Origin of the sequence: Halomonas elongata DSM 2581, from assembly GCF_000196875.2 — a bacterium.
Classification (GTDB): domain Bacteria; phylum Pseudomonadota; class Gammaproteobacteria; order Pseudomonadales; family Halomonadaceae; genus Halomonas; species Halomonas elongata.
On the sequence record NC_014532.2, the window covers coordinates 2,553,824 to 2,579,010 of the forward strand.

The 25,187-nt window shown below is 65.9% G+C and carries 23 protein-coding genes; 10 read left to right on the plus strand and 13 right to left on the minus strand.

Going from position 1 to position 25,187, the window contains the following annotated elements; all coding sequences use genetic code 11:
- Positions 1-38 precede the first annotated feature (38 nt).
- A complete protein-coding gene (locus HELO_RS11970) occupies positions 39-923 on the plus strand; it encodes an aldo/keto reductase (protein WP_013332931.1) in 885 nt (294 codons plus the stop codon).
- Here HELO_RS11970 and HELO_RS11975 read toward each other — a convergent pair.
- The 3 genes from HELO_RS11975 to HELO_RS11985 are packed head-to-tail and all read right to left on the minus strand — an operon-like array spanning position 920 to position 2,803.
- The gene (locus tag HELO_RS11975; protein WP_013332932.1) at positions 920-1,576 is read right to left on the minus strand and encodes an FMN-binding negative transcriptional regulator; all 657 of its coding nucleotides are present in this window, start codon (positions 1,574-1,576) and stop codon (positions 920-922) included. The genes HELO_RS11970 and HELO_RS11975 overlap by 4 nt on opposite strands.
- Positions 1,577-1,588: 12 nt before the next feature.
- The gene (locus HELO_RS11980) at positions 1,589-2,344 is read right to left on the minus strand and encodes a GNAT family N-acetyltransferase (RefSeq protein ID WP_013332933.1); all 756 of its coding nucleotides are present in this window, start codon (positions 2,342-2,344) and stop codon (positions 1,589-1,591) included.
- Positions 2,345-2,356: 12 nt separating this feature from the next.
- On the minus strand, positions 2,357-2,803 hold the full coding sequence (locus tag HELO_RS11985; protein WP_041602110.1) for a GNAT family N-acetyltransferase: 447 nt from the start codon (positions 2,801-2,803) through the stop codon (positions 2,357-2,359).
- A gap of 92 nt (positions 2,804-2,895) precedes the next feature.
- Here HELO_RS11985 and pdxR point away from each other — a divergent pair, with 92 nt between their 5' ends.
- Positions 2,896-4,380, plus strand: a complete 1,485-nt coding sequence (gene pdxR, locus HELO_RS11990) for a MocR-like pyridoxine biosynthesis transcription factor PdxR (protein WP_013332935.1) — start codon at positions 2,896-2,898, stop codon at positions 4,378-4,380.
- Positions 4,381-4,402: 22 nt separating this feature from the next.
- On the opposite strand, the gene HELO_RS11995 is transcribed toward pdxR, so the two are convergent.
- Positions 4,403-4,960, minus strand: coding sequence for a DUF1415 domain-containing protein (locus HELO_RS11995; protein ID WP_041602111.1), 558 nt, complete (start codon positions 4,958-4,960; stop codon positions 4,403-4,405).
- 67 nt (positions 4,961-5,027) lie between these two features.
- Positions 5,028-6,947 (minus strand): winged helix-turn-helix domain-containing protein, encoded by a 1,920-nt coding sequence (locus HELO_RS12000; RefSeq protein ID WP_162301214.1) that lies wholly within the window; start codon positions 6,945-6,947, stop codon positions 5,028-5,030.
- Between the two features lie 224 nt (positions 6,948-7,171).
- On the opposite strand from HELO_RS12000, the gene HELO_RS12005 reads away from it, so the two are divergent.
- The 3 genes from HELO_RS12005 to HELO_RS12015 all read left to right on the plus strand — a co-directional run bounded on the left by HELO_RS12005 (position 7,172) and on the right by HELO_RS12015 (position 8,920).
- A complete protein-coding gene (locus tag HELO_RS12005) occupies positions 7,172-7,777 on the plus strand; it encodes a DUF1326 domain-containing protein (RefSeq protein ID WP_013332938.1) in 606 nt (201 codons plus the stop codon).
- Positions 7,778-7,798: 21 nt separating this feature from the next.
- Positions 7,799-8,530 carry a DUF2182 domain-containing protein gene (locus HELO_RS12010; RefSeq protein ID WP_013332939.1) on the plus strand — a complete coding sequence of 244 codons (732 nt, stop codon included), beginning with the start codon at positions 7,799-7,801 and terminating at the stop codon, positions 8,528-8,530.
- A gap of 114 nt (positions 8,531-8,644) precedes the next feature.
- Complete coding sequence (locus HELO_RS12015; RefSeq protein WP_041602574.1) at positions 8,645-8,920, plus strand: YdeI/OmpD-associated family protein; 276 nt, start codon at positions 8,645-8,647, stop codon at positions 8,918-8,920.
- A gap of 64 nt (positions 8,921-8,984) precedes the next feature.
- Here HELO_RS12015 and nfi read toward each other — a convergent pair whose 3' ends face one another.
- Positions 8,985-9,665 (minus strand): deoxyribonuclease V, encoded by a 681-nt coding sequence (gene nfi / locus HELO_RS12020; RefSeq protein ID WP_041602112.1) that lies wholly within the window; start codon positions 9,663-9,665, stop codon positions 8,985-8,987.
- Positions 9,666-9,740: 75 nt separating this feature from the next.
- Between nfi and HELO_RS12025 the strand changes: the two genes are divergently transcribed.
- The 3 genes from HELO_RS12025 to HELO_RS12035 are packed head-to-tail and all read left to right on the plus strand — an operon-like array spanning position 9,741 to position 15,194.
- Positions 9,741-10,970, plus strand: a complete 1,230-nt coding sequence (locus HELO_RS12025) for an exonuclease SbcCD subunit D (protein ID WP_013332941.1) — start codon at positions 9,741-9,743, stop codon at positions 10,968-10,970.
- Entirely contained in the window at positions 10,967-14,281 is a 3,315-nt protein-coding gene (locus HELO_RS12030) for an AAA family ATPase (protein WP_013332942.1), read from the plus strand. Before HELO_RS12025 ends, HELO_RS12030 begins: the two co-directional genes overlap by 4 nt.
- Positions 14,282-14,330: 49 nt before the next feature.
- Positions 14,331-15,194 (plus strand): SDR family oxidoreductase, encoded by an 864-nt coding sequence (locus HELO_RS12035; RefSeq protein ID WP_013332943.1) that lies wholly within the window; start codon positions 14,331-14,333, stop codon positions 15,192-15,194.
- Positions 15,195-15,397: 203 nt separating this feature from the next.
- Here HELO_RS12035 and HELO_RS12040 read toward each other — a convergent pair whose 3' ends face one another.
- The 3 genes from HELO_RS12040 to HELO_RS12050 all read right to left on the minus strand — a co-directional run bounded on the left by HELO_RS12040 (position 15,398) and on the right by HELO_RS12050 (position 17,735).
- Positions 15,398-15,901 (minus strand): GFA family protein, encoded by a 504-nt coding sequence (locus tag HELO_RS12040; RefSeq protein WP_041602113.1) that lies wholly within the window; start codon positions 15,899-15,901, stop codon positions 15,398-15,400.
- A gap of 76 nt (positions 15,902-15,977) precedes the next feature.
- Positions 15,978-16,466: a hypothetical protein gene (locus tag HELO_RS12045; RefSeq protein ID WP_013332944.1), complete on the minus strand. Its 489-nt coding sequence runs from the start codon at positions 16,464-16,466 to the stop codon at positions 15,978-15,980.
- 150 nt (positions 16,467-16,616) lie between these two features.
- A complete protein-coding gene (locus HELO_RS12050; protein WP_013332945.1) occupies positions 16,617-17,735 on the minus strand; it encodes an alkene reductase in 1,119 nt (372 codons plus the stop codon).
- A 255-nt stretch (positions 17,736-17,990) separates the two neighbouring features.
- On the opposite strand from HELO_RS12050, the gene argE reads away from it, so the two are divergent.
- Positions 17,991-19,157, plus strand: a complete 1,167-nt coding sequence (gene argE / locus HELO_RS12055) for an acetylornithine deacetylase (RefSeq protein WP_013332946.1) — start codon at positions 17,991-17,993, stop codon at positions 19,155-19,157.
- Positions 19,158-19,263: 106 nt separating this feature from the next.
- Here argE and HELO_RS12060 read toward each other — a convergent pair whose 3' ends face one another.
- Together HELO_RS12060 and HELO_RS12065 are read right to left on the minus strand one after the other, a co-directional pair.
- On the minus strand, positions 19,264-20,217 hold the full coding sequence (locus tag HELO_RS12060) for a DMT family transporter (RefSeq protein ID WP_013332947.1): 954 nt from the start codon (positions 20,215-20,217) through the stop codon (positions 19,264-19,266).
- Between the two features lie 126 nt (positions 20,218-20,343).
- Entirely contained in the window at positions 20,344-22,011 is a 1,668-nt protein-coding gene (locus tag HELO_RS12065) for a DEAD/DEAH box helicase (RefSeq protein ID WP_013332948.1), read from the minus strand.
- A 394-nt stretch (positions 22,012-22,405) separates the two neighbouring features.
- Between HELO_RS12065 and HELO_RS12070 the strand changes: the two genes are divergently transcribed.
- Positions 22,406-22,858 carry a YaiI/YqxD family protein gene (locus tag HELO_RS12070; RefSeq protein WP_041602114.1) on the plus strand — a complete coding sequence of 151 codons (453 nt, stop codon included), beginning with the start codon at positions 22,406-22,408 and terminating at the stop codon, positions 22,856-22,858.
- A 110-nt stretch (positions 22,859-22,968) separates the two neighbouring features.
- On the opposite strand, the gene HELO_RS12075 is transcribed toward HELO_RS12070, so the two are convergent.
- Positions 22,969-23,973: a glutathione S-transferase family protein gene (locus HELO_RS12075; protein WP_013332950.1), complete on the minus strand. Its 1,005-nt coding sequence runs from the start codon at positions 23,971-23,973 to the stop codon at positions 22,969-22,971.
- 250 nt (positions 23,974-24,223) lie between these two features.
- On the minus strand, positions 24,224-25,129 hold the full coding sequence (locus tag HELO_RS12080; RefSeq protein ID WP_013332951.1) for a LysR family transcriptional regulator: 906 nt from the start codon (positions 25,127-25,129) through the stop codon (positions 24,224-24,226).
- Positions 25,130-25,187 lie beyond the last annotated feature (58 nt).

Genomic DNA, 25,187 nt, shown 5'->3' on the forward strand with positions numbered 1-25,187 from the left:
GAACCATGGACAACTACAACCCATCAGGAGGATGCGCCATGACGACTCCGCCCCGCGTCAGCCTCGCCGAAACGTCCCATGAAGCTGCCATCGAGCTGCCCGCCATCGGTCAGGGTACCTGGTTCATGGGCGAAGGCCTGGCACCTCGCGCCGACGAGGTACGCGCCCTGCAGCAAGGACTGGATCTCGGCCTGAAGCTGATCGACACCGCCGAGATGTACGGCGACGGTGGCGCCGAGGAAGTCGTCGGCGAGGCATTGCGTAGCCGCCGGGACGATGCCTTCCTGGTTTCCAAGGTCTATCCCTGGAATGCCGGCCGCGACAGCGCCATCGCCGCCTGCGAGCGCAGCCTGCAACGCCTGGGCACCGACTATCTGGATCTCTACCTGCTGCACTGGCCCGGCGGCATTCCGCTGGACGAGACTCTGGAGGCCTTCGAGCGACTGCGCGAAACCGGCAAGATCCGCCGTTTCGGCGTCTCCAACTTCGATATCGACGACATGCAGGCATTGAATGCAACGCCGGGCGGAGACGAGTGCGCTGTCAACCAGGTGCTCTACCACCTCGGCTCACGAGGCATCGAGCACAGCCTGCGGCCCTGGCAACGCGATCACGGCATGCCGCTGATGGCCTACTGCCCGCTGGCCCAGGCCGGCCGCCTGCGCCGTCAGTTGCTCGATCACCCCGAGGTCACGGCACTGGCCGCCGAGCGCGATCTCACTCCGGCCCAGTTGCTGCTGGCCTGGGCCATTCGCCCGGTGGATGGCAAGCGCGATGTCATCGCCATTCCCAAGGCCGTGCAATCACAGCACGTGCGCGACAACGCCGCCGCGCTCGGGGCCTCCCTCGACGACGACGCCCTGGCCCGGCTCGACGCCGCCTTTCCGACACCCGTGGGCAAGGAGCCGCTGGATATCGTCTAACCCCTTGTCGGCATGCCGCCGAGACAGGCGGCATCGCCATCGTCGTAGCCGTACTCGTCCCGCAATCCCCGGTGAATCGCCCGGCGCTCCTCGAGCGGCCGGTGCTGACTGGCCTTGCGCTTGCCTTCCAGGCGTTCGACTCGGATCTCGACCCCGACGATGGCGCGGCACATCGCCGCGATATAATCGTCGGGCGCATCGCCTACCCGCCAGGGACTCTCCCGCTCGTCTTCGAAGCGTTCGGTGAGCGCCGTCACCAACTCGTGCAACCAGCGCGCATCGTCGATCAGGCGCAGCCTGCCATGCGCATGCACCACCTGATAGTTCCAGGTCGGCACCACCTTGCCGTGCTCCTGCTTGGCCGGATACCAGCTCGGCGTGATATAGGCCTGGGGCCCATGAAAGATCGCCAGCGCCTCGACGTCATCGGCGCCGCTTGCCAGATGCCGAGCCAGCGGATTGGCACGGGCAATATGGCCACGCAGGACATCCGATGAGCTCTCGTCCCCCGCCGGTGCCAGCAGCAGCGGCAAGTGATCGGCGCTTAGCTCGCCGGATGCGTCACGGGTCACCAGCGTGGCGAAGGGCGCGGCCTCGATGGCCCGATGGCATTCGACGCGCCCGTCGAGGCGGAACTGGGGTGGCTGATACATGACGGCTCACTCTCAAGGTCGGGAATTGGCTGGTTGCAGGGCGGCGGTCATCGATGCAAGCGAGCGGCGCTGACGCCCCGCGGCATCGAAGTTCTCCGGCGCCAGCCAGCGGCGATGGCAATCGCGAATCGCCGGCCATTCGCCATCCAGTACCGCGAACCAGGCCGTGTCGCGGTTGCGCCCGGCGACGACCCGGTGCTGGCGAAAGACGCCCTCGAAGCGAAAGCCGAGCCGTTCGGCAGCACGCCGCGAAGGGGCGTTCAGCGCATCGCACTTCCACTCGAGACGCCGATATCCCTTGTCGAAGGCATGGGCCATCATCAGCATCAGCGCCTCGCTGGACATCGGGGTACGCGACAGGCGCGGCGAGAAATTGAGATGGCCGATCTCGATGCGTCCATCGACCGGCACGCTATTGAGATAGGCCGCCAGCCCCACCGCCTGCCCATCGGCAAGGTCGACCACGGCATAACAAAGCAACTCGCGGTCCTCACCCATGCGCGCCAACCAGGCCCGACAGCCGGCCTCGTCGTCGAACGGGCGGCCACCGAGATAGGTCCAGCGGGCACACGCTTCATGGTCGTTGTCGAGCGCCGGGGCCGGCTCCCGCCATGCTTGCCACAGCGACTCGGCATGGCGGCCGGCATCCAGTGGTTCCAGTCGGCAGAAGCGCCCTTCCAGACACTCGGCCTCGAGCGCCGACGGCGCTTTCCAGTGAGCGAGTTCGGGGCCGACCGGCTGACCGTAGTCATTGATGTCATGCGTCATGCCATCGCACTCTCAGACCGCCAGCAGGTAGGTATCGAAGGCCTCGTCGCGCTGCCAGCCAAGCGCATGATAACGGGCCTTGGCCGTCGCATTCTCGACCTGGGTGCGCAGCATCAATTGCGGCACGCCATGCTGGCGGGCCAGCTCGCGAGACGCCTCCAGCAAGGCGCTGCCGGCCCCCCGGCAACGCGCGTCGGGCATGACGAACAGATCGTTGAGAATCCAGCGCGATGCCAGGCCGGTCGTCGAAGGCACCGGAAAGAGTTGCGCGAACCCGACGGCATGGTCGTCTTCGTCGAGGGCCAGCAGCACATGCGCATCGCCCTTTGCGAAGCGTTCGTTCATGAAGCGGCGGGCGCCGTCGACATCGCCGGGTTGGCGATAAAACTGGCGATAACCGTCGACCAGGGGGACCAGGTCGTCGAGATGGGCCTCGGTGGCAGGGCAAATCGTGATCATGGCAAGACTCGCTTTCGAACATGACGAAGCCTCAGTCTGGCGACATAATGGTTCCCCAAGAAGAACCAATTCTGGCGACATATGGGGAACCAGTGGCCGACTCGAACCCGAATGCCCATCGACTCTGGATCCAGGAAGCGCTGAACCTTCAACTGGCCGAGCCGGACGAGCGAACGCTCGGCCAGCGCCTCTACGACGCCCTGCGCGGCGGCATCCAGCAGGACCGCTTTCCCCCGGGAAGCGCCTTGCCCTCGTCCCGCCAGCTGGCGAGCGAACTCGGCATCGGACGCAACACCGTGCTCGGCGCAATCGACCGGCTCATTGCCGAGGGTTTTCTGGTATCGCGTCCGGGGGCCGGCGTCTTCGTCGCCAACTGGCAATGGGAACCACGGCAGCGCCCCGCGGTTCAAGCGACACCGCCCGTGGCCCTCTCTCGCCGCGGCGAGCGCCTTCTCGATTTCGCGACTGCTGCACCGAGTGCGCAGTACACGGCCTTCGCCCCCGGTGTTCCGGCACTGGACCGCTTCCCGCGTGAACGCTGGCAACGCCTGCTGCGCCGTCACCAGCAGCGGGCACCCGTCGACTGGTTCGATTACCGGAATGAAGGCGGCGTGAGCGCTCTGCGCGAGGCGCTGTGCGATTATCTGCGGCTGTCGCGTTCAGTGCGCTGCCAGCCGGAGCAGATCCTGATCACCCAGGGCGCACAGCAGGGCTTCGAGTTGATCGCGCGCCTGCTCGCCGACGCCGGAGACAACGTCTGGCTGGAGGAACCTGGCTACGGCGGCGCCCAGGCCTGCTTCGCCTCGGCGGGGCTGACCCTGCAGCCGGTGACGGTCGACGACGAAGGCCTGAACGTCGCCTCGCTGCCCGCCGGGACGCCGCCACCCAAGCTGATCTATGTGACGCCGTCGCACCAGTATCCGTGTGGCGCGACCCTGCCGCTGTCGCGCCGCACGGCGCTGCTGGGGCTCGCCCGGCAGCATGGCGCCTGGATCATCGAAGACGACTACGACAGCGAATTCCGCTACACCAGCGCGCCGATCGCCTCGCTCCAGGGGCTGATGGACAACGCCCCGGTGATCTATGTCGGCACCTTCAGCAAGGTGCTCTATCCGGGGTTGAGACTGGGCTATCTGGTCCTGCCGCCATCGCTGGTGGCCACCTTCCAGCGCGTCAACGCCCGCCTGCACCGGGAGGGCCAGTACGTGGCCCAGGCGGCGCTGGCCGACTTCATCGACGAAGGGCACTTTTCCCGTCACGTGGCGCGCATGCGCAAGTGCTACCGAAGCCGCCAGACGGCACTACGCCGCGCGCTGGCACCGGCGGTTGCCCGGGGGCTCGAGCTCTCGTCCGGTCACGCGGGAATGCACCTGGTCGCCTACCTGGCCAGCCATGAAATGGAAGATGAACTGGTCCGGCGAGGACAGCAAGCCGGACTGCGCTTGTCGCCGCTCTCCGGCTATTATCTGCGTGCTCCCGGCCGGCCCGGGCTGGTCCTCGGCTATGCCGGCGCCACGGAAGCCGAGATCGAACACGCCGGCCGCTGGCTCAGCGACACCTGGCTCGCCCTGGCATGAGCGACATGCTCACCGCCGAGGATTATCGACCGGCACCGCGTAATGCGGCCAGGGAAGCGGCCAGCCGCTCGGTGCCCAGCGCCTGCATACGGGCTTCGTTACGCGCGGGGATGCCTTCGGGATCGGGATAATGGGCCAGGGCGCGCTCGAGCCCGGCCTCACGAATCAGATGCCACATCGGCCAGGGCGAGCGATTGGTGAAGTTGCGCGGTGCATCTTCGGTCTCGCCCTCGAACTGATAGTCGGGATGAAAGCTCGCCAGTTGATAGACGCCCTCATAGCCCTGTTCCGCCAGCAGCGTCTCGGCCAGGCCCAGCGCATCCAGATAATCGTCGAAGTCCGCCAGTCCTTCGCTCAACACCAGCAGGGTCGTCTCGGTTTCGGGATGCGCGTCGAGATGCCAGCACTCCTCCATCAGCCGCAGCAGGGCCGCGTCGAGCCGATTGGCCTCCAGCACCACGTAGCGAATGCTGTCGCGGGCCACCTCACGCCCGGCAAAGGGGCAGACCTCATGGCCGACCACGAAGGACTCGACCCAATGGCGGGTGGCGGCAAGCGGATCGTCGATATGTTCGGTCATTGGTCGGCTCATCAGGAAAATCGGGCCGCAGTATAGCCCGTTCGTCCAGCGATGGGGGATCAAGTGCTCATCCGTCTCCGGGATGATCGATTCGCCGGTAACGATATCCCACTCCGGCGACCGTCTCGATGCAGCTCGCGTCCTCTCCCAGCTTGCGCCGAAGCCCGACCACCACGGCATCGACCTTGTTGCTGAATCCCGTGTAACGGCTACCCCAGACATCGCTGAGCAGTCGTTCACGCGTGACCGCCTCGCCCTCGCGGTCCACCAGATAGGCGAGCACCCCGAACTCCAGCGGCGTCAGGGCGATGCGTCGATCCTGGAGGATCAGTTCATGTGCCTGTCGATCCAGCCACGGACTCTCGCCGGTCACCCCCAGCTCCATGGCCGCCAGCCACGCCAGCCAACCATCCACCGAACGAGGCCCGAAATCGAGTACCGCCGTAGTGTACTTGCGGCCGTCCAGAGATACGCCGCACTGCGGCAGTGGCTGGAAACCCAGGGTCTCGGCCACCGCTGCATAGGGAGAAAGATCGGCAAGCACCAGGTAGACACGACGCAGCGCCGGACGCATCTCCATGTAATCCCGCTTGAGGGCCAGCCAACAGGCAGCCTGGACCTCGCCCGGTCGTTCGCCGTCGTCGCGCCCCAGCCAGCGACGGATGAACAGCACCCGCTGCCCTTCAGGCACGGGGGAGGCCTTCAGAGCTTCGCACCAGGCCAAGCTGACAGGGTCTTCGGCCAAGCACCCGGCTGGGGCCTGTCGTGGATCGAAACGGCAACACAAGCCCTGGCATTGCCCAACGGCATCCCGCACCACGCAGAAAGATTCGGGCATCGCCTGCCACCAGCGCCACAGGATGCGTATCCCTTCGGGGCCTTCGTGGCGCTCGAGAATCTCCCGCAAGCTGTCGGCATCCGATGGTTGGGCCGGCTCCACCACCAGCTCGGAACGATCGCTGGGAAAGAAGGCCTCGCGCACGACAGGATTCTCGACCAGATAAAGGAGATCGGCGGTGTAACGCCACAGCTCGCTGCGTCCCGAGCCAGTCGTCTGGGCCGCCAGCGCCTGCCAGGCCCGACGACGATAGCTACCGTGACGCTGCGGGTCACGCGCCAACAGACTCCTGCCGAGCGCCTCGCGTACCATCTCGTGCAGACCCAACCCATCCGGCAGGGCCTCGACGACATCGAGCCGGCGCAGGCGGGCATAGGCATCGGCAGGCGAGGTCTCGGGGAACATCGCCTGCAGCAGCGGTTCGGTGATGCGACGCACCACACAGGCGCCTTCCAGCAGTCGACGCTGGAGAGCATCCGGGATATCCGCCAGATAGAGATCGGAGAGCTCATCCATGACGCGTTGCAGGGAAGCCTCGGGCAAGTGGAATTCTGGCCTTGCCGGCAGCGTCGCGGCCGCCATCCGGATCGCCATGGGATGACCATGCAACCGCCTGGCCAGAACGCTGGCCTGGGCATCGCTGAACTTCAGATGCTCCAGCCAGCGCTGCGCATCTCCCTTGTCCAGCGGACCCAAGGGCACCACGCGCACCTCGAGCCCCCTGGAGCCGACGAGCCAGCCCGTCGTCGGCCGATGGCGCCCACCGAACAGCAAACGCACGCCCTCGGGCAACCGGGGCACCAACGATGAACGCAGCCAGGTATCCAGCAGGCGAAGCGCCTCGACGGAGTCCAGGACGACGATCAGAGGCGCCGACTCCCGCCCCTCCAGAATCCCGGCCAGATCCCCGGAGGCCTGGATGCCGACCTGAGCCGCCTCACCCAGTGCCACCAGAAAACCCTCGGGCGTCGGTTCGACCTCCCGGCCGTCCAGATACAGGCAGCGTGCCCCGCACCGCTCGGCATCGTGGACGAAGCGCTGCAATAGAGCGCTCTTGCCGATACCCGCCACCCCATGTACCCACATCACCTTCGGCCCTGCCTCGTCGAGCAGGGTCGCCAGTTGCTCACGTTCCGCGTCCCGGCCCACCAAGTCACCGGCGAGACACGGGCCCGACCTTTCCAGCCCAGCCATCGTTTCCGCCCATATGCCATGCACCTTCAGCCTAGCAAGACCGTCTCATCGTCGTTCCACGCCGATTCTCATGGAATTCTCATCGTCTCCTAGCCCGCACTTCCAGCCGGGACGCTATAAGTGAGGGGCACGGCATCCCGCGATGCCTGTCACGCACCCAACGAAGAGGAGGCAAGATCATGACCCAGCAATGGCAAGTCGAGGGCACCTTCTTCGAGGCCTGTAGCTGCAAGGGAGCCTGCCCCTGCCTGTTCGCCGGAGACCCCACGGAAGGTACCTGCGATGCCCTGGTGGCATGGCACATCGAGCGTGGTGGCATGGGCGAGATTTCCCTAGACGGCTTGAATCTGGCCATGGCCCTGCACGCGCCGGGCAACATGACCGCCGGCGACTGGAAGGTGGTGGTCTACATCGATGACAGTGCCAGCCAGCAACAGCACGATGCTCTGGTGGAGATCTTCGGCGGATCCGCCGGAGGACATCCGGCCACCCTGGCCGATTTCGTCGGCGAGATTCTGGGCGTCGAGTCGACCCCGATGCGCTATGACATCGAGGGACGACACCATCGACTCGAGGTCGGCGAGATCGCCGAGGCATCGCTGACCGCCATCGAGGGCCAGAACGGCGAGGATGTCACCATCAGCGGCCATCCTGTCGCGGTGGCACCGGGCAATACCGGCACGGTCGCGCGTTCGGAGCGCATCGCGCACAGTGGCTACGGCCTGGACTGGCGCTTCGAGGGGCGTACCGCCTTCTATTCACCGTTCCAGTATCAGGCGGCGTAACGCTGCCGGGAGTCGCCCGGGATGCCAACCGTTCCTCTCCAGGCACTGCGCCACAGCCAAGCCCTGCTGCTCGCCTGCCTGATCCTGGCTAGCCTGCTGAGCTGGTGGTATCTGGTGCGCATGGCCGAAGGCATGCCGACACTGGATACCCCCATGGCCTTCCAGCCCTGGGCGACGTTCAGCATGTGGATGGTGATGATGGTCGGCATGATGCTACCCGGCGCGACACCCGGCATCCTGATGTTCGCCACTGCCAGGCCCCGCAGCGGCACGGGCGGAGCGCTGCCCTATCTGTTCACGCTCGGTTATCTGCTCGTCTGGGCGGGCTATGCGGCACTGGCCACGGCTGCCCAATGGGGCCTTCATGCATTGGGCCTGCTGACGCCCTCCCAGGCACTGAGCGGCCACCTTCTCGCCGGCGTGCTGCTGATGGCTGCCGGCATCTTTCAGTGGACGCCATGGAAGCAAGCCTGCCTGCGCTACTGTCGCAGCCCGCTGGGCATGCTCGCTGAAGGTTTCCCCGACAAACGGCATCGCGCCCTGCTCGCCGGCCTCCGGCTCGGCTTCTACTGCGCGGGCTGCTGCTGGGCATTGATGGCGCTGATGTTCGTCGGCGGCGTGATGAGCCTGGCGTGCATGGCGCTGCTGACGTTGGTCATCCTGCTGGAAAAGGTCATCGCCCCCTGGAAGCGACTGGACGACACGCTCGGCCTGGTGCTGGTGGCTGGCGGCGGCTGGCTGTTGTTCATGTAGGCCAGGCAAACGGATGCTGACGTCCTGAGACCGTTGTGCAGGGTATTCGCCGCTGGCCGATGATCGTCCCCGGATCTACCCTGACAGGATCGCCATGAACCGATGACCCACGCAATGAGCCCTCTCGAGTCCAAAGCCGCCATCTCCACCGGTGTCGTGCACGATATCCCCGAAGACTTGCGACAGAGCCTCGTCGATGACGAATCGGCGTTGGAACGATGGGAGGACATTACGCCCATCGCGCGCAATGAATGGATCTGCTGGGTCGAAGACGCCAAGAAACACGAGACGCGGCTCCGCCGCATCTCAAGGGTGAGTTCCGACCTCAAGGCGGGAAAGCGCCGCCCATGCTGCTGGCCCGGCTGCCCTCACCGGAACAAGGGGAAATAGCCTCAATCCAGGTGCCTTTGACGTCCCATGCCGCAGCGGAACCACCCGCCGAAAGCAGCCTCATCTAGCCTCGCCGCGACGCCAGCCGATCCGCCAGCCGGGTCGGTTCGGGCAGCTTGGTGCGTCCCAGGCAGGCCGTCGCCCAGTCCAGGGCCGTGGGCAGCGAGAGGCGGTGTCCCGGCGAGACGAACACCGGCTTGACGTTGGTGCGCGAACGCAGCACCGCGCCAATGGTGTCCTCGCCGTGCTTGAGTGGCGTCCAGTCGCCCTTCTCGTTGCCCGGCTCGGCATGGCGGCCACACAAGCGCGACTTGGCGATACCGAGAGTCGGCAGGTCGAGCCATAGCCCCAGGTGGCTGGCCACACCCAACCGGCGCGGGTGAGCGATGCCCTGGCCATCCACCATTATCAGTTCCGGCTGCGTCGTCAGCCTTGCGAAGGCGGCCAGGGCCGCCGGTACCTCGCGAAACGACAACAGTCCGGGAATATAGGGCATGCGCGTCGGCTCGCGATGCACCACCTGCTCCACCACCTCGAAGTCACCGGTGGCGATAGGCGGCCAGGCCAGCACGACCACCGCCGCCCGCGTGATCTCACCGCCCTCCTCGAAGCCGATGTCCACACCGGCGATCCGGCTCACCGGATCCAGACGATCCTCGAGCTCCACCCGACCGGCCAGCCGCTTCTGCAACTCGATGGCCGCCTGTGGCGCGAGGTTCCAGTCATGCAAGGGAGAGGTGGACATTCGAGCTTCCTGATTCATGGCCGTCACTCGGGTTAGACTACGACTCTTGATATGCGATGAGCCACCGGGGCGCCGATGCTGAAATTGATCCACACCGCCGACTGGCACCTGGGCCAGAGCTTCCACGGCCAGGAGCGCCACACCGAGCATCGTGCCTTCCTCGACTGGCTGCTCGAGACCCTGGTCGAGCGCGAGGCCGATGCCCTGCTGGTCGCCGGTGATATCTTCGACGTGGTCAATCCCTCGTTGCGCGCCCAGGAGCTCCTGTACGACTTCATCGTCGCCGCTCATGAGCGCCTGCCGCAACTGGATATCGTGCTGATCGCCGGCAACCACGACAGCGGCAACCGCATCGAGTTGCCCGCTCCGTTGATGCGCCGCCTGCGTACCCATGCACTGGGCCGCGTCGTGTGGCGGGAAGACGGCGAACTCGACGCCGACCGCCTGCTGGTGCCGCTCACCGACGCCACCGGCGCGACACAGGCCTGGTGCCTGGCGCTGCCCTTCCTGCGGCCTGCCGAGGTCACCGGTGGCGACGCCGACGACTATGTCAGCGGCATCTCGAGCGTCCATGAACGACTGATCGACACCGCCCGCCGGCGTCGCGAACCCGGCCAGGCGCTGGTCGCCATGAGCCACGCCCACCTGCATGGCGCCACCGTCTCCGAGGCCAGCGAACGGCCCATCGTGATCGGCGGCGAAGAGTCGATTTCCGCGGCCCTCTTTCCCGACGACATCGCCTATGTGGCGCTCGGCCACCTGCACCGTGCCCAGCAGGTCGGCGAGCCGCGTATTCGCTACAGCGGCAGCCCCCTACCGCTGGATTTCAGCGAGGTCGACTATCCCCACCAGGTGGTGGAGGTCAGCCTCGACGGCGAACGACTGGCCGGCAGCGAGACGCTCCGCGTACCGCGTCCAGTGGCCATGCACCGCCTCGGCCCGGCACCGCTGGACGAGGTACTCGCCGAACTGGATGCCCTGGCCGATGACCCGACCCTGCCCCGCGAACGCTGGCCATGGCTGGAAGTCACGGTCGCGCTCGATACCCCGGTGCCCGACCTCCGCGCCCGTGTGGAGTCGGCCCTGGAAGGCAAGGCCCTGCGCCTGCTGCGGCTCTCGCGCCGCCTGCCCCACAGCGAAGCCGACACCGCCTCGAAGCGCGTCGACCTGCAGACGCTCGGTCCGCGCAAGCTCTTCGAGCGCACCTGGCGCGAACGCTGGGACTCCCCGCCCGACGACGACGTCCTGGCCGACTTCGACCGCCTGCACCAGGAAGTGCTCGACGACCCGGAGGCCGGCGCATGAAGATCCTCGCCCTGCGACTCGCCAACCTGGCCTCGCTGCCCGGCCCGCTGGAGCTCGACTTCGCTACCGAGCCGCTGGCCTCGGCCGGCCTGTTCGCCATCACCGGACCCACCGGCGCCGGCAAGAGCACCCTGCTCGATGCCCTGTGCCTGGCGCTCTACGGCAACACGCCACGCCTGCGCCAGGCTCCCAACCGTGACAGCCAGGTCGACGATCCCTCGGGCCAGGCTCTCACCACCAGCGACCCGCGCACCCTGCTGCGCCGGGGCACCGCCAGCGGCCATGCCGAGGTCGACTTCGTCGGCCGCGACGGTCACCGCTACCGTGCCCGCTGGGCGGTGCGTCGCGCCCGCGACAAGGCCGACGGCCGCCTGCAAGGCGCCGATCAGTCGCTGCGCGATCTCGACGACGACCGCCTGCTGACCACCCAGAAGCGCGAATTCGAGCGCCTGCTGCCCGAGCGCCTGGGCCTGACCTTCGAGCAATTCACCCGCGCCGTGCTGCTCGCGCAAAGCGAGTTCGCCGCCTTCCTCAAGGCCGACGACAACGAACGCAGCGACCTGCTGGAGCGCCTGACCGGCACCGCCGAGTACTCGGCGATCTCACGCGCCGCCTACCGCCGGGCCAGCGAGGCCAGAAAAGGCGTCGAGACGCTCGAGGCCAAGCTCGCCGACGACCTGCCCGCCGAGACGGAGGCCCGCGCGGCGCTCGAGCAACAGGCCGAGACCGCCCGTCAGGCCCTGGCCGACCTCCAGCAACAGCAAGCCCGGCTGGACGACCGCCAACGCTGGCACGACACCGACACTCGCTTGCGCGAGGCACTCATCGAAGGCCAGCGACAGCACAAGGATGCCGAGGCCGACTGGCAGGCGCTGGCCGATGCCCGCGCCGACCGACAGTGGCGCCGCTTGATCCTGCCGCAGCGTCACCGCCTCGAGCGCCAGGCCGCCCTGCCCGACGAGATCGCCACGCTGGACGCCCGCCACCACGAGACCCTCAAGGCCCTCGAGGCGGCGGAAGCGACACACCACCAGGCCAGCCAGACTCATACTGAAACCGAGCAAGCGCTCAATGCAGCCCAGGAAGCGCGTCGTCAGGCCGAGCCGGCGCTGCGCGAGGCCCGGGAACAGGCCCAGCAGCTCGCCGGCATCGAGCAGCAACTCAAGCGAGACGAGGCAACCCAGGCCGAACGCCAAAGGCAAGGCACCGAGCTCGACAGCCAGTACCGGAACGCCAGGGCCGCACATGACGAGCGCCGCCGGCAACGCGACGCCTGGCAGGCAACGCTCGCGCAGTTGATGGGCGATCACCAGCACCTGGAAGATGCCCGTCAGGCCGCCCAGCAGCTTCTCGACCGGGCCGCCCGACGCCGCCTGGCCCTGGACGAGTTGACCAGCCGCTGGCAACAGGTCAGCCACGCCGCCGAGGCGCATCGACGACTGACCGAACAGCGACACGACGACGAACGCCGCCTGGCGAGCCTGCTGGAACAGGGCCAAAGCGCCCGCCGACAGCTCGACGAAAAGCACAGCCACTACATCAGCGTCGCCGCCGTCATCGAACGCAGTCGCGCCGTGCGCAGCGAAAGCGTGGCGATGCTGCGCGAGGGCCTGCAAGAGAACGAACCCTGCCCCGTCTGCGGCGGCCTCGATCATCCCTGGCGCCATCAACCGCCGCCGACGCCGGAAGCCGCACAACTGGCCGCCCAGCAACAGGAGGAAGACCGCCAGTTGAGCGAAGCGCAGGAAGAACGTGACCGGGCACAACAGCAACGCGACCATCTGGTCGGCGAATATCGCGCCCTCGAGGCTGCCCTCAAGCAGCGCCAGCAAGACGCTCGCGCGGCCGAGCAACAGCTCGACGAGGCGCGCCAGGCCCTGCACGAACATCCCCTTCATGCGGAACTCGCGGCCATCGACGAGACCCGGCGCGACGCCTGGCTGGCAGAGCAACGCGCTGACAGCGAAACCCGCCGGGCGCATCACCAACAGGTGCTGGACGACCTGACCAGGGCCGAAACCGAACTGGCGCCTCTCGACAAGGCGTTGCAGCAGGACGAACTCGTCCTCGCCCGCCTCGGGACCCAGCAAGAAGCGCTCGACAAGGAACTGGCCGAGCTGGCCGAACGGCTGCCGCCGCTACAGGCGCAACGCGACGACCTCGCGCGTCGACTCCAGGCCCGTCTCGGCGAACACGCCTCGCCGGACGCCTGGCAGCAACACCTCGACAATCGGCAGGCCCAGGCTCATCAAGCCCGCGATACCGCGCTGAGTCAATTGCATGACGCCAGGCAGGAAGTGCAACGCCTCACCCAGCAGCGCGACCATGAACGCCAGCGCCTCGACGCCTTGCTCCGGGAGCGTGACAGCCTGGACGGCGAGTTGGCTGAATGGCGTCGGGCCCACCCCGAACTGGACGACGCCACCCTCGCCCGCTTGCTGGATCAATCCGACGACGAGGTGAAGCGCCAGGAGCAACAACTGGACGCCGCCGAGCGAACGCTCCAGCAGGCCGACGCCGCCCTCGCCGAGCGCCGCCAGGCACTGCTCGCCCACCGCCGCGACCAGGCGCTGGGCACGGACGACGCAACCGATGAAGACGACACGCCCCTGCTGGGCGACAGCATCGAGACAAGGATTCGCGAACGACGCGCGGCGCTGGCCAGCGAACGTGAGGCCCTCGCCCCCGCTCTGGAGGCCGCCCAGCAGCATCGCGACGAGACCCAGCATGCCCTGCGCGACGACGACCGCAAGCGAGCACGCCAGCAGCAAGGTCAGGCCGAACTGGAAACGGCCCGCGCCGAATATCGCCGCTGGGGACGGATCAGCGAGTTGATCGGCTCCGCCGACGGCAAGACATTCCGACGCATCGCCCAGGCCTACAACCTCGAACAGTTGCTGGAACACGCCAATGCGCACCTGACCGGCCTCAGCCGACGCTATTGCCTGGTGCGCGGCGGCAGCGAACTCGGCCTGCTGGTCGTCGACCGCGACATGGGCGACGAACGCCGCTCGGTCCACTCCCTCTCCGGCGGCGAGACCTTCCTGGTCTCGCTGGCCCTCGCCCTGGGGCTGGCCTCGATGGCCTCCGGCGAGCTGACCATCGAATCGCTGTTCATTGACGAAGGCTTCGGCAGCCTCGATCCCGAATCCCTGGCCCTGGCCATGGAAGCGCTGGACGGCCTTCAAGCCCTGGGCCGGCGCGTCGGCGTGATCTCCCACGTCCAGGAAATGCACGAACGCATCCCGGTGCAGATTCACGTCGCCCCCATCGGCAACGGCACCAGTCGCGCCAGGCTGGTCAGCGGATGAGTGCAGCCACCGGAAGGTGGAATCCAGATCGACACACGGAGGCACAAGGATGCCAGACACCCCAGAGACGACGGCACGCAGCCTGCTGATCACCGGCTGCTCGAGCGGTATCGGCCATGCCGCGGCCCATGCAATGGCGGCGCGCGGCTGGCGGGTCTTCGCCACCGCCAGGAAGGACAACGACGTCGCACGGCTCGAAGAAGAAGGCCTCGAGGCACTATGGCTGGATCTCGCCGACAGCGCCTCGATCGAGACCGCGGTGGCGGAAGTGAGCCAGCGCACCGGCGGCGCGCTGACGGCCCTTTTCAACAACGGCGCCTACGGCCAGCCCGGCGCGGTGGAAGACCTGACCCGCGACGTGCTCCGGGCACAGCTGGAGACCAATCTGCTCGGTACCCACGAGCTGACCACCCGCGTATTGCCGATGATGCGCGCCCAGGGCCATGGTCGCATCGTGCACAACAGCTCGGTGCTGGGCTTTGCCGCCTTGCCCTATCGCGGCGCCTATGTGTGCTCCAAGTTCGCCCTCGAAGGCCTGACCGACACCCTGCGCCAGGAGCTGATGGGCAGTGGTATCCACGTCAGCCTGATCCAGCCCGGCCCGATCACCAGCCGCTTCCGCGAGAACGCCCACCGCGCCTTCAAGGCGAATATCGACACCGCCCACAGCGCCCATGCCGACACCTACGAGAAAGTGGAAGCCCGGCTGGCCAATCCGGACGGCAAGACGCCTTTCGCGCTTGGTCCCGACGCCGTGGTGGAAAAACTCATCCACGCCCTGGAACACCCGCGCCCCAGGCCCCGTTACGCGGTAACGCTGCCCACCCACCTGTTCGCCGCACTCAAGCGAGTGCTCAGCACCCGAGGCATGGATCGAGTATTACTGCGCTCGACGAAAAGCGAGCGAGAGTGAGTGCTGAAAACCGGGCCTTCTTGCGTGCTGGTGCTCGACCTGAGCGAACGTGATCCGTGTCATCGAGTGGCATTGCCTGTTTCGAGTACAGGCCCCACTGATGGGTCGATGACGTCGTTCAAAGCCCGAGCTCTGGGCGGGATGATGGGCGAGCACGATGTCATGGATGATCGGCAGCAGCCACGGGGCCAGAGCCGAGCCGCTCAGCGCTGAAACAGCATGGCGATTCGGGCCGCGACGAGCTTTCCGATGAGCTTGAAGGGGTAGGCCGAGTAGCTCGGTGCGTCGTCGGGGAGCGTGCTGCCTTCAGGCTTGAAACGGGTTTGAATGCGCACCTGCAACGGCCAGTCATCCTCGACGAACCGGTCTCGGCTCATGGACAACCAGTGCCCCCTCTGGAAGTCGAGGTACATGAAGGTATTGCAACAGCTCGCCACGACACGGCTCGTGGGTGACGTGCTCTTCAGCTTGTGGTCGCTCAAATGCTCGTCTCCCCTGGGGCATCTGACACGATCTTTCCGATAGAGCAGGTAGGCGGTCCCACCTGCCGAGTCCAGGATCTTCGGCGCATTGGGCAGTCGTTCGAGCTGCTCGGACCCTGCCTGACAATCATCGCAGTGACAGGCGGCACTCAAGATGGGGTGGCCGGTCATTTCAAGCTCGACTTCTCCGCATGTGCAGCGCGCAACGGTCCGCGACTCGGCCATGAGAATCTCCTGTTTCTGTAGTGCTCGACATGTGTGCCCGGCTTTATTCGCCACCGGCAAAACGGGACGAATCCGCTCACTCGACACTCGGTCCAGCATGGCCCCGCAGCAGCCTCCACAATCGCCCCAGACCGACAGAAAAGACGAACAGGGCGAGGCCGACGACTACCGATACACCACCTTGCCAGAGAACGGCATGGCTGGCCGAGGCCATTTGCGTGGCCAGCGTGACCACGCCACCGGCGAGATGATAGATACCGACAATGGCCGCTCCCACTGCGACCAGTGTTTCGGTGGATGCCGAGGCATCGGTCGGCGCGGGCGACAGCCAGGCGGCGAGCGGCTTGCGTGCCAGGATCAGCGCCAGCCCCAGCAGCACACCGACCAGAAAATGCACGCTTTGCAGGAACAGGATGTTCGGGCCATCGGCAGCTTGTCCCGGTATCGAATTCGACCACGTTACATACAACGAAGCGGCATAATCCGGCATGCGCCTGACCACCAGCCAGATACCCAGCACGGCCAGCAACACTTCGGCCAACTGACGGGAATGATAACGGGGCATTTGCTGTCCTCGAGCCGCTTGATGAGGCCTCTCTGACACCCGGAAGATCCCCGAGTGACTTCATCATCATGCCACACCGCCTTGACACATAAAGCCCGGCACGCTGGCCGGGCTGATGAACGAACCTGAACGGAGATTAGGTCACTGCCTTCAGGCAGTTTGGTCATGGCCGTTGTCGAGGAAGGGATAGTCTGTGTAGCCCTGCTCGTTGCCGCCGTAAAAGGTGTCCTGATCCGGCTCGTTGAGCGCGGCACCGGTGCGCAGGCGCTCGGGCAGATCGGGATTGGCGATGAACGGGCGACCGAAGGCGATGAGATCAGCGGTGTTTTCTGCCAGGCGCTGTTGAGCACGTTCAGCGTCGTAATGGCCGCAATAGATGAGCCCGCCACTGAAATGCTCACGCATCCGCCCGCGGAAGCCCTCCGGGAAGGTGGTATCGCCACCGGCCCAGTTGGGCTCGTTGAGGTGGATGTACGCCAGGCCACGTCGATCGAGTTGCTCGGCCAGATAGAGGGCCATCGCCTCGGGCTCATCGTCGCTGAGACCGAAAATCTCGATGAAAGGCGTGAGGCGAATGCCCACACGATCGGCGCCGAACACCTCGGTCACGGCATCGATCACCTCCAGCGGGAAGCGCGCACGATTCTCTATCGAGCCGCCATAGCGATCGGTTCGCAGGTTGGTGCCGGTGGCGAGGAACTGGTTGAGCAGGTACGCATTGGCCGCATGCACTTCCAGCATGTCGAAACCGGCGCGCTTGGCCCGCACGGCGGCTTGCCGATAGTCCTCGACGATCCCCGGGATCTCGTCGGTCTCCAGCGCCCGCGGGGTACTGGTGGGGTGACGTCCGGCAGTGCCATCCTCGAACTCGACGAAGCACTGGGCGCCCTCGCCCTTGAGAGCGCTGGGTGCCACGGGTTGCTGGCCATCGGGCTGAACCATCTCATGCGAGACACGACCCACGTGCCAGAGTTGCAGGGCGATGCGCCCGCCCTTGGCATGCACGGCGTCGACGACCTGCCGCCACCCCGCTTCCTGCTCGTCGGTCCAGATGCCGGGGGTGTAAACATAGCCACGAGCCGTCGGCGAGATGTTGGTGGCTTCGCTGATGATCAACCCGGCCCCCGCACGCTGCTCGTAGTAGACCTGCTGCAGCTTGCCGGGCACGCTGTCGGGCGTTCTCGCCCGAGTCAAAGGCGCCATGATGACGCGGTTGGGCAGGCTAAGACTGCCCAGTTGAAAGGGGGTGAAAAGTGTCGTGTCGGTCATCGATTCGACTCCTGTGGCGAACGGGCGTTGGCTGTTATGGCGACGCCCGGGTCGGAAAACAAGTGATGCGCACAATAAGCTTGTTAATTATTTTCGCAAAGGTCAGTGTGACCATTGACCCGATAGTCGGGGTTTATCATGACGACCCCAAGTGCCCCATCGCGCAGCGCTCGCACACCAGACACTGCGGCAGGCCCGGCCCTCGTGATAATCTCCCACCAACCCTTGAGACGAACACTTGACCAGGAGTGCGCCGTGACCGCTGTCGAGATACTGGAACGCCTGGTGGGCTTTGCCACCGTGTCACGAGATTCCAACCTGGCCCTGATCGAATGGGTCGAGGCCTGGCTCGACGACCATGACGTCGAACATTGGCGCATCGAGAGTGACGATGGCGGCAAGGCCAACCTGCTGGCCCGCATCGGGCCGGCGGTGGAAGGTGGTGTGGTGCTTTCCGGACACACCGACGTGGTGCCGGTGGTCGGCCAGCCGTGGTCGAGCGATCCCTTCGTGCTGCGCGACGGCAACGACGGCCGCCTCTACGGCCGCGGCACCTGCGACATGAAGGGCTTCATCGCCTGCGTCCTGGCGGAAGTGCCCAATTGGGTGGAAATGACGCTCGAACGCCCCCTGTGGCTGGCCTTCTCCTACGACGAGGAGATCGGCTGCGTCGGGGCGCCGCGCATGATCGAGCGACTGATGTCCGACCACCCTCGCCCCTCGACGGTGATCGTCGGCGAGCCGACCCTGATGCAGCCGGTGGTGGCGCAAAAAGGTGCGACCAACCTGCGCACCACGGTCACCGGCCGTGCGGCGCACTCCAGTCAGGTCTATCAGGGCGTGTCGGCCATCCATGTGGCGGCCCGACTGGTGACGAAGATCGAGGACGTGATGGCCGAACTCAAGGCCGAGGGGCGCGTCGACGAGGCCTTCAATGTGGTGCACTCCAGCCTGCATGTCGGTCGCATCGAAGGCGGCACCGCGATCAATATCATGGCCCGGGAATGCACCTTCGAGTGGGAGGTGCGTCACCTGCCGAGCGACAACGTCGATGAACTGCTCGGGCGCATCGATGCCTACGCCGCCGAGCTGCAGGCCGAGATGCAGCAAACCGCGCCCGAGGCCGGCATTGCCACCGAAGCGCTCAACGTTACGGTGCCCGCCCTGGCCGACCGCGACAACGATGAGGTGCTGACCCTCTGCCGCTCCCTGTTGGGCGACGACATCGACACCTCGGCCGTCGCCTACGCCACCGAGGCCGGTCAGTTCCAGCGCCAGGGACTGTCCACGCTCATCTGCGGCCCTGGCAGCATCAGCCAGGCCCATCAACCGGATGAATACATCGAGCGTGAACAGCTCGAGGCGGGACAGCGCTTCATGGCGGCACTCGGTGCACGCCTGTCGAGTGGGGCGAGCGCATAAAGCTCTGGATCATCAAGACCGGCGACACCGAAACGCCCGATGCCGCCGCCCTGCTGGCTCGATTTACCGGCCTGGTGGTGTCTGGTGAGCGGACAACACCAGCCGACTAGTCGGCGTTCTCCGCCTCGCGCATGGCCTCTTCCTGGAGTAGGCGCTCGTCCGGGGCGCCGGCGGCAGCCTTGCGGCGTTGCCGATGGAGATCGCGCAGCCCGCTGGTCAGCATGGCAGCGACGATCATGCCGCCGCCCACGAAGGCCAGCGGTGGTGGCACCTCGTCCAGCCACCACCACACCAGCAAAGCGCCGACCAGGGTTTCCAGCAGCATCACCAGGCTGACCTCGGCGCCGGGCAGATAGCGCGGGCCCGTCTGGATCAGGAAATAGGCGGCCGGCAGGAACAGTGCCAGCAGTGCCAGGCGCGACACGTCCTCGGGCGGCGGCAGTTGCACGCCTCCCAGCAACACCGCCGGCACCAGCATCGCCAGGCAGCCCAGTGGCAGCACGACGGTGGTATCCACCCCACGCTGGCGGTCGCCGCGCTGCACACTCGCCACCGTGGTATTGACGGCAATGGAGATCGGCACGAACAGGGCGATCGCCAGTCCCAGCGGACTCCCCTGGCCGATTTCGCCCGCCGCCATCAGGCAGGCGCCGGTCACGCACACGGCGATCACCACCCAGGTCTGACGTCGCAACCGCTGCCCGAAGACGACCATGCCGATCAGCCCTGCCACGAGCGGCGCCAGGTTCATCATTACCAGTACGTTGCCGGCGGCGGTCAGGCGCGCGGCACCGACGAAGGCCCAGGCGCTGCCGGCGAACGCCAGCGGACACCACCAGGCAGCGGCGCCGCAGGCACGAATGGCACCCGGCAGTCGCGAGCGATAGCGCAAGGTCGCGATCAACAGCAGTACGCTCCCCAGCAGCAGGCCGCGCCAGAACATGAAGGTCGCCACCCCGGCCTGGGTGTCCTTGATCAACAGGGCATCCGGCGACAGCAGCAGCACGCCGGTCATGGTGATCAGATAACCCCGAAGGCGGAACGGCAGTCGCTTCCACATGGCTGGTCCCTCAGCGTTGTTTACCCGACATCATCTCTAATGGGCACATAAAAACAGGCAGGCCGGGGAATGCCCCGGCCTGCCTGGATGCCTTTCAGCGACCGCCCTTGTCGGGCGGTGCCATCATCAGGCCCGTGCGCGACGGTCCGAATCGTCATCGCGCTGGCGACGCGGTGCGCGATCCTCGCTGATCTCCAGCGGACGACCGCCAACCCGGGCGCGTGCCATCTTGGTCAGAATGCTGGATGGCAGACCACTCGGCAACTCGACGACGGAAAACGCATTGCGGATGTCGATCCGGCCAATCCGGTTGCCCTCGATACCGCCTTCGTTGGCCAGGGCACCGACCAGTTGGCCCGGCTTGATGCCATCCTTGTGGCCCACGGCGACGCGGTAGCGCGTCATGCCCTCGCTGGGTCCACGCTCGCGGCGCGGCTTGCTTTCGCGGGGGGCACGCTCCTTGCGCGGCGCCTGCAGGCGACCGATGGGCGCTTCGTCGGCACGCGCCAGGGCAGCGAAGGCACAGGCCAGCTCGATCGGATCGTAACCTTCCTCGACCAGGCGCTCGACCAGGTCACGCTGGGAATCGGCGTCCTTGGTCAGCGAGCCGATCACGCGCTGCTGGAAGATCTCGTCGCGATGGGCGCGGATGGCAGCCTCGTCGGGCAGTTCCATGTCGTCCATCTTGCGGCCGGTGGCACGCTCGAGCCAGCCGACCTTGCGCCCTTCGCGGTTGCCGGCGAAGGTGATGGCCACCCCGGCACGACCGGCACGACCGGTCCGGCCGATACGGTGGGTATAGGCCTCGGCGTCCTGGGGCAGGTCATAGTTGATGACGTGGGTGATACGCGGCACGTCCAGGCCACGCGCGGCCACGTCGGTGGCGATCAGCACATCGATCTTGCCGCGCTTGAGACGCGTGATGGTGCGTTCGCGCAGGCTCTGATCCAGGTCGCCGGACAGGCTCGCCACATTCAGGCCACGCGCCGAGAGCTGCTCCATCAGGGTGGTGCAGGCCGCCCGGGTGCGCACGAAGACGATCGCGGCATCGACGGGCTCCACTTCGAGGATACGTGCCAGGGCTTCGAGCTTGGCACCGCCATCGATGCGCACCCGGCGCTGTTCGATGTTGTCGCCGCTGGAAGCGCGCGACTCGATGGTCACCTTGACCGGCTCCACCAGGTACTGGTTGACGATGCGCTCGATCTCGGTGGGCAGGGTCGCGGAGAAGAAGACGCGCTGAGCGTCCACCGGGGTATCGGCGACCACGCGCTTGACGTCGTCGATGAAGCCCATGCGCAGCATCTCGTCGGCCTCGTCCAGCACCAGGGCCGAGAGCCCGCCGAGCTTGAGGCTGCCGCGATCCAGGTGGTCGATGATCCGACCGGGCGTACCGACCACGACCTGGGCGCCACGGCGCAGGGCCTGCATCTGGTCACGGTATTCCATACCGCCACACAGGATCGCCACTTCCAGGCCCTTGAGGTTCTGGCCGTATTTGGAGAAGGACGCGGCTACCTGCTGCGCCAGCTCACGGGTCGGCGCCAGTACCAGCACCTGGGGCTCGCGACGATCGAGTTCGAGACGCGAGAGAATCGGCAGGGCAAAGGCAGCGGTCTTGCCGGTACCGGTCTGGGCCTGGCCCAGCATGTCGCGGCCTTCCAGCAGTGCCGGAATGGTCTGTGCCTGGATCGGTGACGGCGTTTCGTAACCGAGTGTCTCAACAGCGGAGAGAACGGCGGGCAGCAGGGCCAGATCGCCGAAACTCGGCGAGGCGACGGAAGTCGAGGTCATGAATCACACCTTGGTAGGCCGGGATCACCGGCAAAAAACATCAGTCATGGCGTCCCGTACACCTGGCATACAGTCAAGATCCCGAACATTGCGGGCATCTTAAGCGGAGTCGGGGACGCCGGTCGCACCTAGCATCCGATACTTACCCGCCAGCTCGGCGAGTGCATCGTCGTGGCGACCGTCTGCGCCGAATTCGCCCGGGTGGCGAACTCTCGTCGGCGCTCCATCTACACAGTTCAAACGCTTTGGGCCTCGGCCCGGCGTTGTCGACCACCGCGTTCACGTCGGTGAACGGGTCGCGTCGTCATGATGGTGGGGTCAGCACATGCGAGGAGCGCGCATGCTACCATCGTCGCGCCACCCTGGCCAACCTTTTTCCTCGAGGTACCCTGATATGCCCAACCTGTGGGTCGATGCCGACGCCTGCCCCCGAATCGCCCGCGAGATCATCGTGCGCGCCGCCGAACGGACCGCCACCCCGACCACCTTCGTGGCGAATCATCAAGTGCCGCTCCCTCCCTCGAAGTGGGTCAAGGGGCTGACGGTGAGCCACGGCTTCGATGCAGCCGATGACGAAATCGTCGACCGTCTCGCCGAGAAGGATCTGGTCATCACCTCCGATCTGCCCTTGGCCATGGCCGCCATCGAACGCGGCGCCAGCGTCATGACCAGCCGGGGGGAAGCCCTGAACGAGAGCAACATCCGCGCCCGGGTCCAGATGCGGGATTTCATGGAGACTCTAAGGGCCAGCGGTGAACACACCGGCGGCCCCAAGGGTTATTCGGACGTGGACCGACGCGAATTCGCCAACGCGCTGGATCGTTGGTTGGCGCGTAACGCGCCCTGAGAACGCGGCTACGCCGCTGGAAGGGATAAGGACGGTGCTTCACGCCTTTTACGCTTTGTAAGAGGGAAGAGAAAACCTTTGGCCTCTTCCCTCCTGCGATTTGCGCGGTCTCAGCCGCGCTGGCGTATCCCCTGCCCCGGCAAGCGTTCGCGATCGTGAGGGCGCTCGAGATCCAATAGCGGGCCGGCGGGAACGATGCGCGTCGGATTGATGTTGCCGTGACTGACGTAGTAATGACGCTTGATGTGATCGAAGTTCACCGTCTCGGCGATCCCCGGCCACTGGTAGAGCTCGCGCAGATAGTGGGAAAGGTTCGGGTAATCTTCCAGGCGGCGCAGGTTGCACTTGAAGTGCCCGTGGTAGACCGCATCGAAGCGCACCAGGGTGGTGAACAGCCGAATGTCCGCCTCGGTCAGCCATTCGCCGGCCAGGTAGCGGTGCTCGGCAAGACGCGCCTCGAGACGGTCCAGCGACTGGAATAGCGCGCTGACGTGCTTCTCGTAGACCGACTGCTCGGTGGCGAATCCCGCCTTGTAGACGCCGTTGTTGACGTGATCGTAGACCTCGGCGTTGACGGCATCGATGGTCTCGCGCAGATCCTCGGGATAAAGGTCCAGGCGATTGCCGGTCAGGTCGTCGAAGGCGCCGTTGAACATGCGTACCAGCTCCGCCGACTCATTGTTGACGATGCGCCCCTCATGCTTGTCCCACAGCGCCGGTACGGTCACGCGGCCGGTGTACCGGGGATCGGTCAGGGTATAGAGCTGGTGGTGGAATTCGACATCGTTGAGCGGGTCGCCGCTCGAGCCCTCGTCGCGATGATAGCTCCAGCCCTGGTCCAGCATCAGCGGACTGGTCACGGACACGTCGATCAGCGACGTCAATCCCTTGAGGCGACGCATGATCAGGGTGCGATGCGCCCAGGGGCAGGCCAGCGATACATAAAGATGGTAGCGCCCCGCCTCGGCGGGCAAGCCGGGTTGTCCATCCGGCCCCGGGCTGCCATCGGCCGTCACCCAGTCGCGCAGCTTGGCGGATTCACGGACGAACTCTCCGCCATGCCGCTCGGTGTCGTACCACTGGTCATGCCAGCGCCCCTCGATCAGAAGGCCCATGTCGCCACTCCTCTCTCATAGTCAATATGACCTCAGCTTAATCCGAAATTATTGACGCTCAAGCGCAGTTTTTGGCGACATTCATTCGATTTTATCGATTCGAATGGAAGCGCGGATTTATGTCGTGAGCGATGAGAGGCTGGTCGTCGCCGGAACGGAAGAACCGCAGTTTACATGACGGTAAATGAGGATTTGACCGGGCTCGCGCACGAGTACCGCCGGCGACCAGGATCTCGAGCGCAGCAATAAATCAGAGGTTCCTTCTTGCGTCGGGGCAGACCGCCACTTCATCACGCAAATGCTGCGCCATGGCACGGGTCGCCGGTCCGGCGCGATCACGATCGCGATGGATCAGCTGCATGGGCGCTTCCCGTATGCCACCGGCCGATAGCGGCAATGGCTTGAGCCGGCCACTTGCCAATGAGGTCTCGATCAGCGTCTCCGGTACCCAGGCGAATCCCAGGTTGCGTTCGAGCATGTCGATGGAGGTGCTGAGATGGCTGACCGTCCAGCGCTGTTCGGCCTTCAACCAGCCCGCATCCAGCGACTGGCGCTGCGCCGAGTCCCTTACCACCAGTTGGCGGTGCTGCTCCAAGTCACGCAGGTCCAGCATGCGATCCAGCTTGTGCAGGGAATGCTCGGGATGCGCCACGGCGATGAAACGCACCGACACCAGCGGCTCCCCCAGAAACCCCTGGGCGGCGAGCCCCGAGACGACAAGATCGGCGGAGCCGTCATACAACATCTCGACCCCGCCATTGAGCACCGACTCGTGAAGCTGCACCCGCACATGCGGATAGTCGCGGGAAAAGGCCTCCATGGCACGTGCCAGGACAACGGGAGGAAAGATCTGATCGACACTCAGCACGATCTCGGCTTCCAGCCCCTCGCCAAGCCGTTCGGCGACATCCTCCAGGGCCTCGGCCCCCTCCAGGAGCTGACGGGCGCGGCGCAGCAGCAGCTCTCCCGCCTCGGTCAGGCGCACCTGCCGCCCCACCGGCTCGAGCACCTCGACACCCAACTGCTCCTCCAGCTTGTGAACCGCATGGTTGAGCGTGGAAGGACTCTTGTGAATGGCCTCGGCGGCACGGGCGAAGCCCCCATGATCGACCACCGCAGCAAGCATCTGCCATTGCGCAAGCGTGACACGCGACATTTTCGATTCCCTCGAATGCTAAGTCCAAAACTATGCGCTTAATTTTCGAAAATATCGG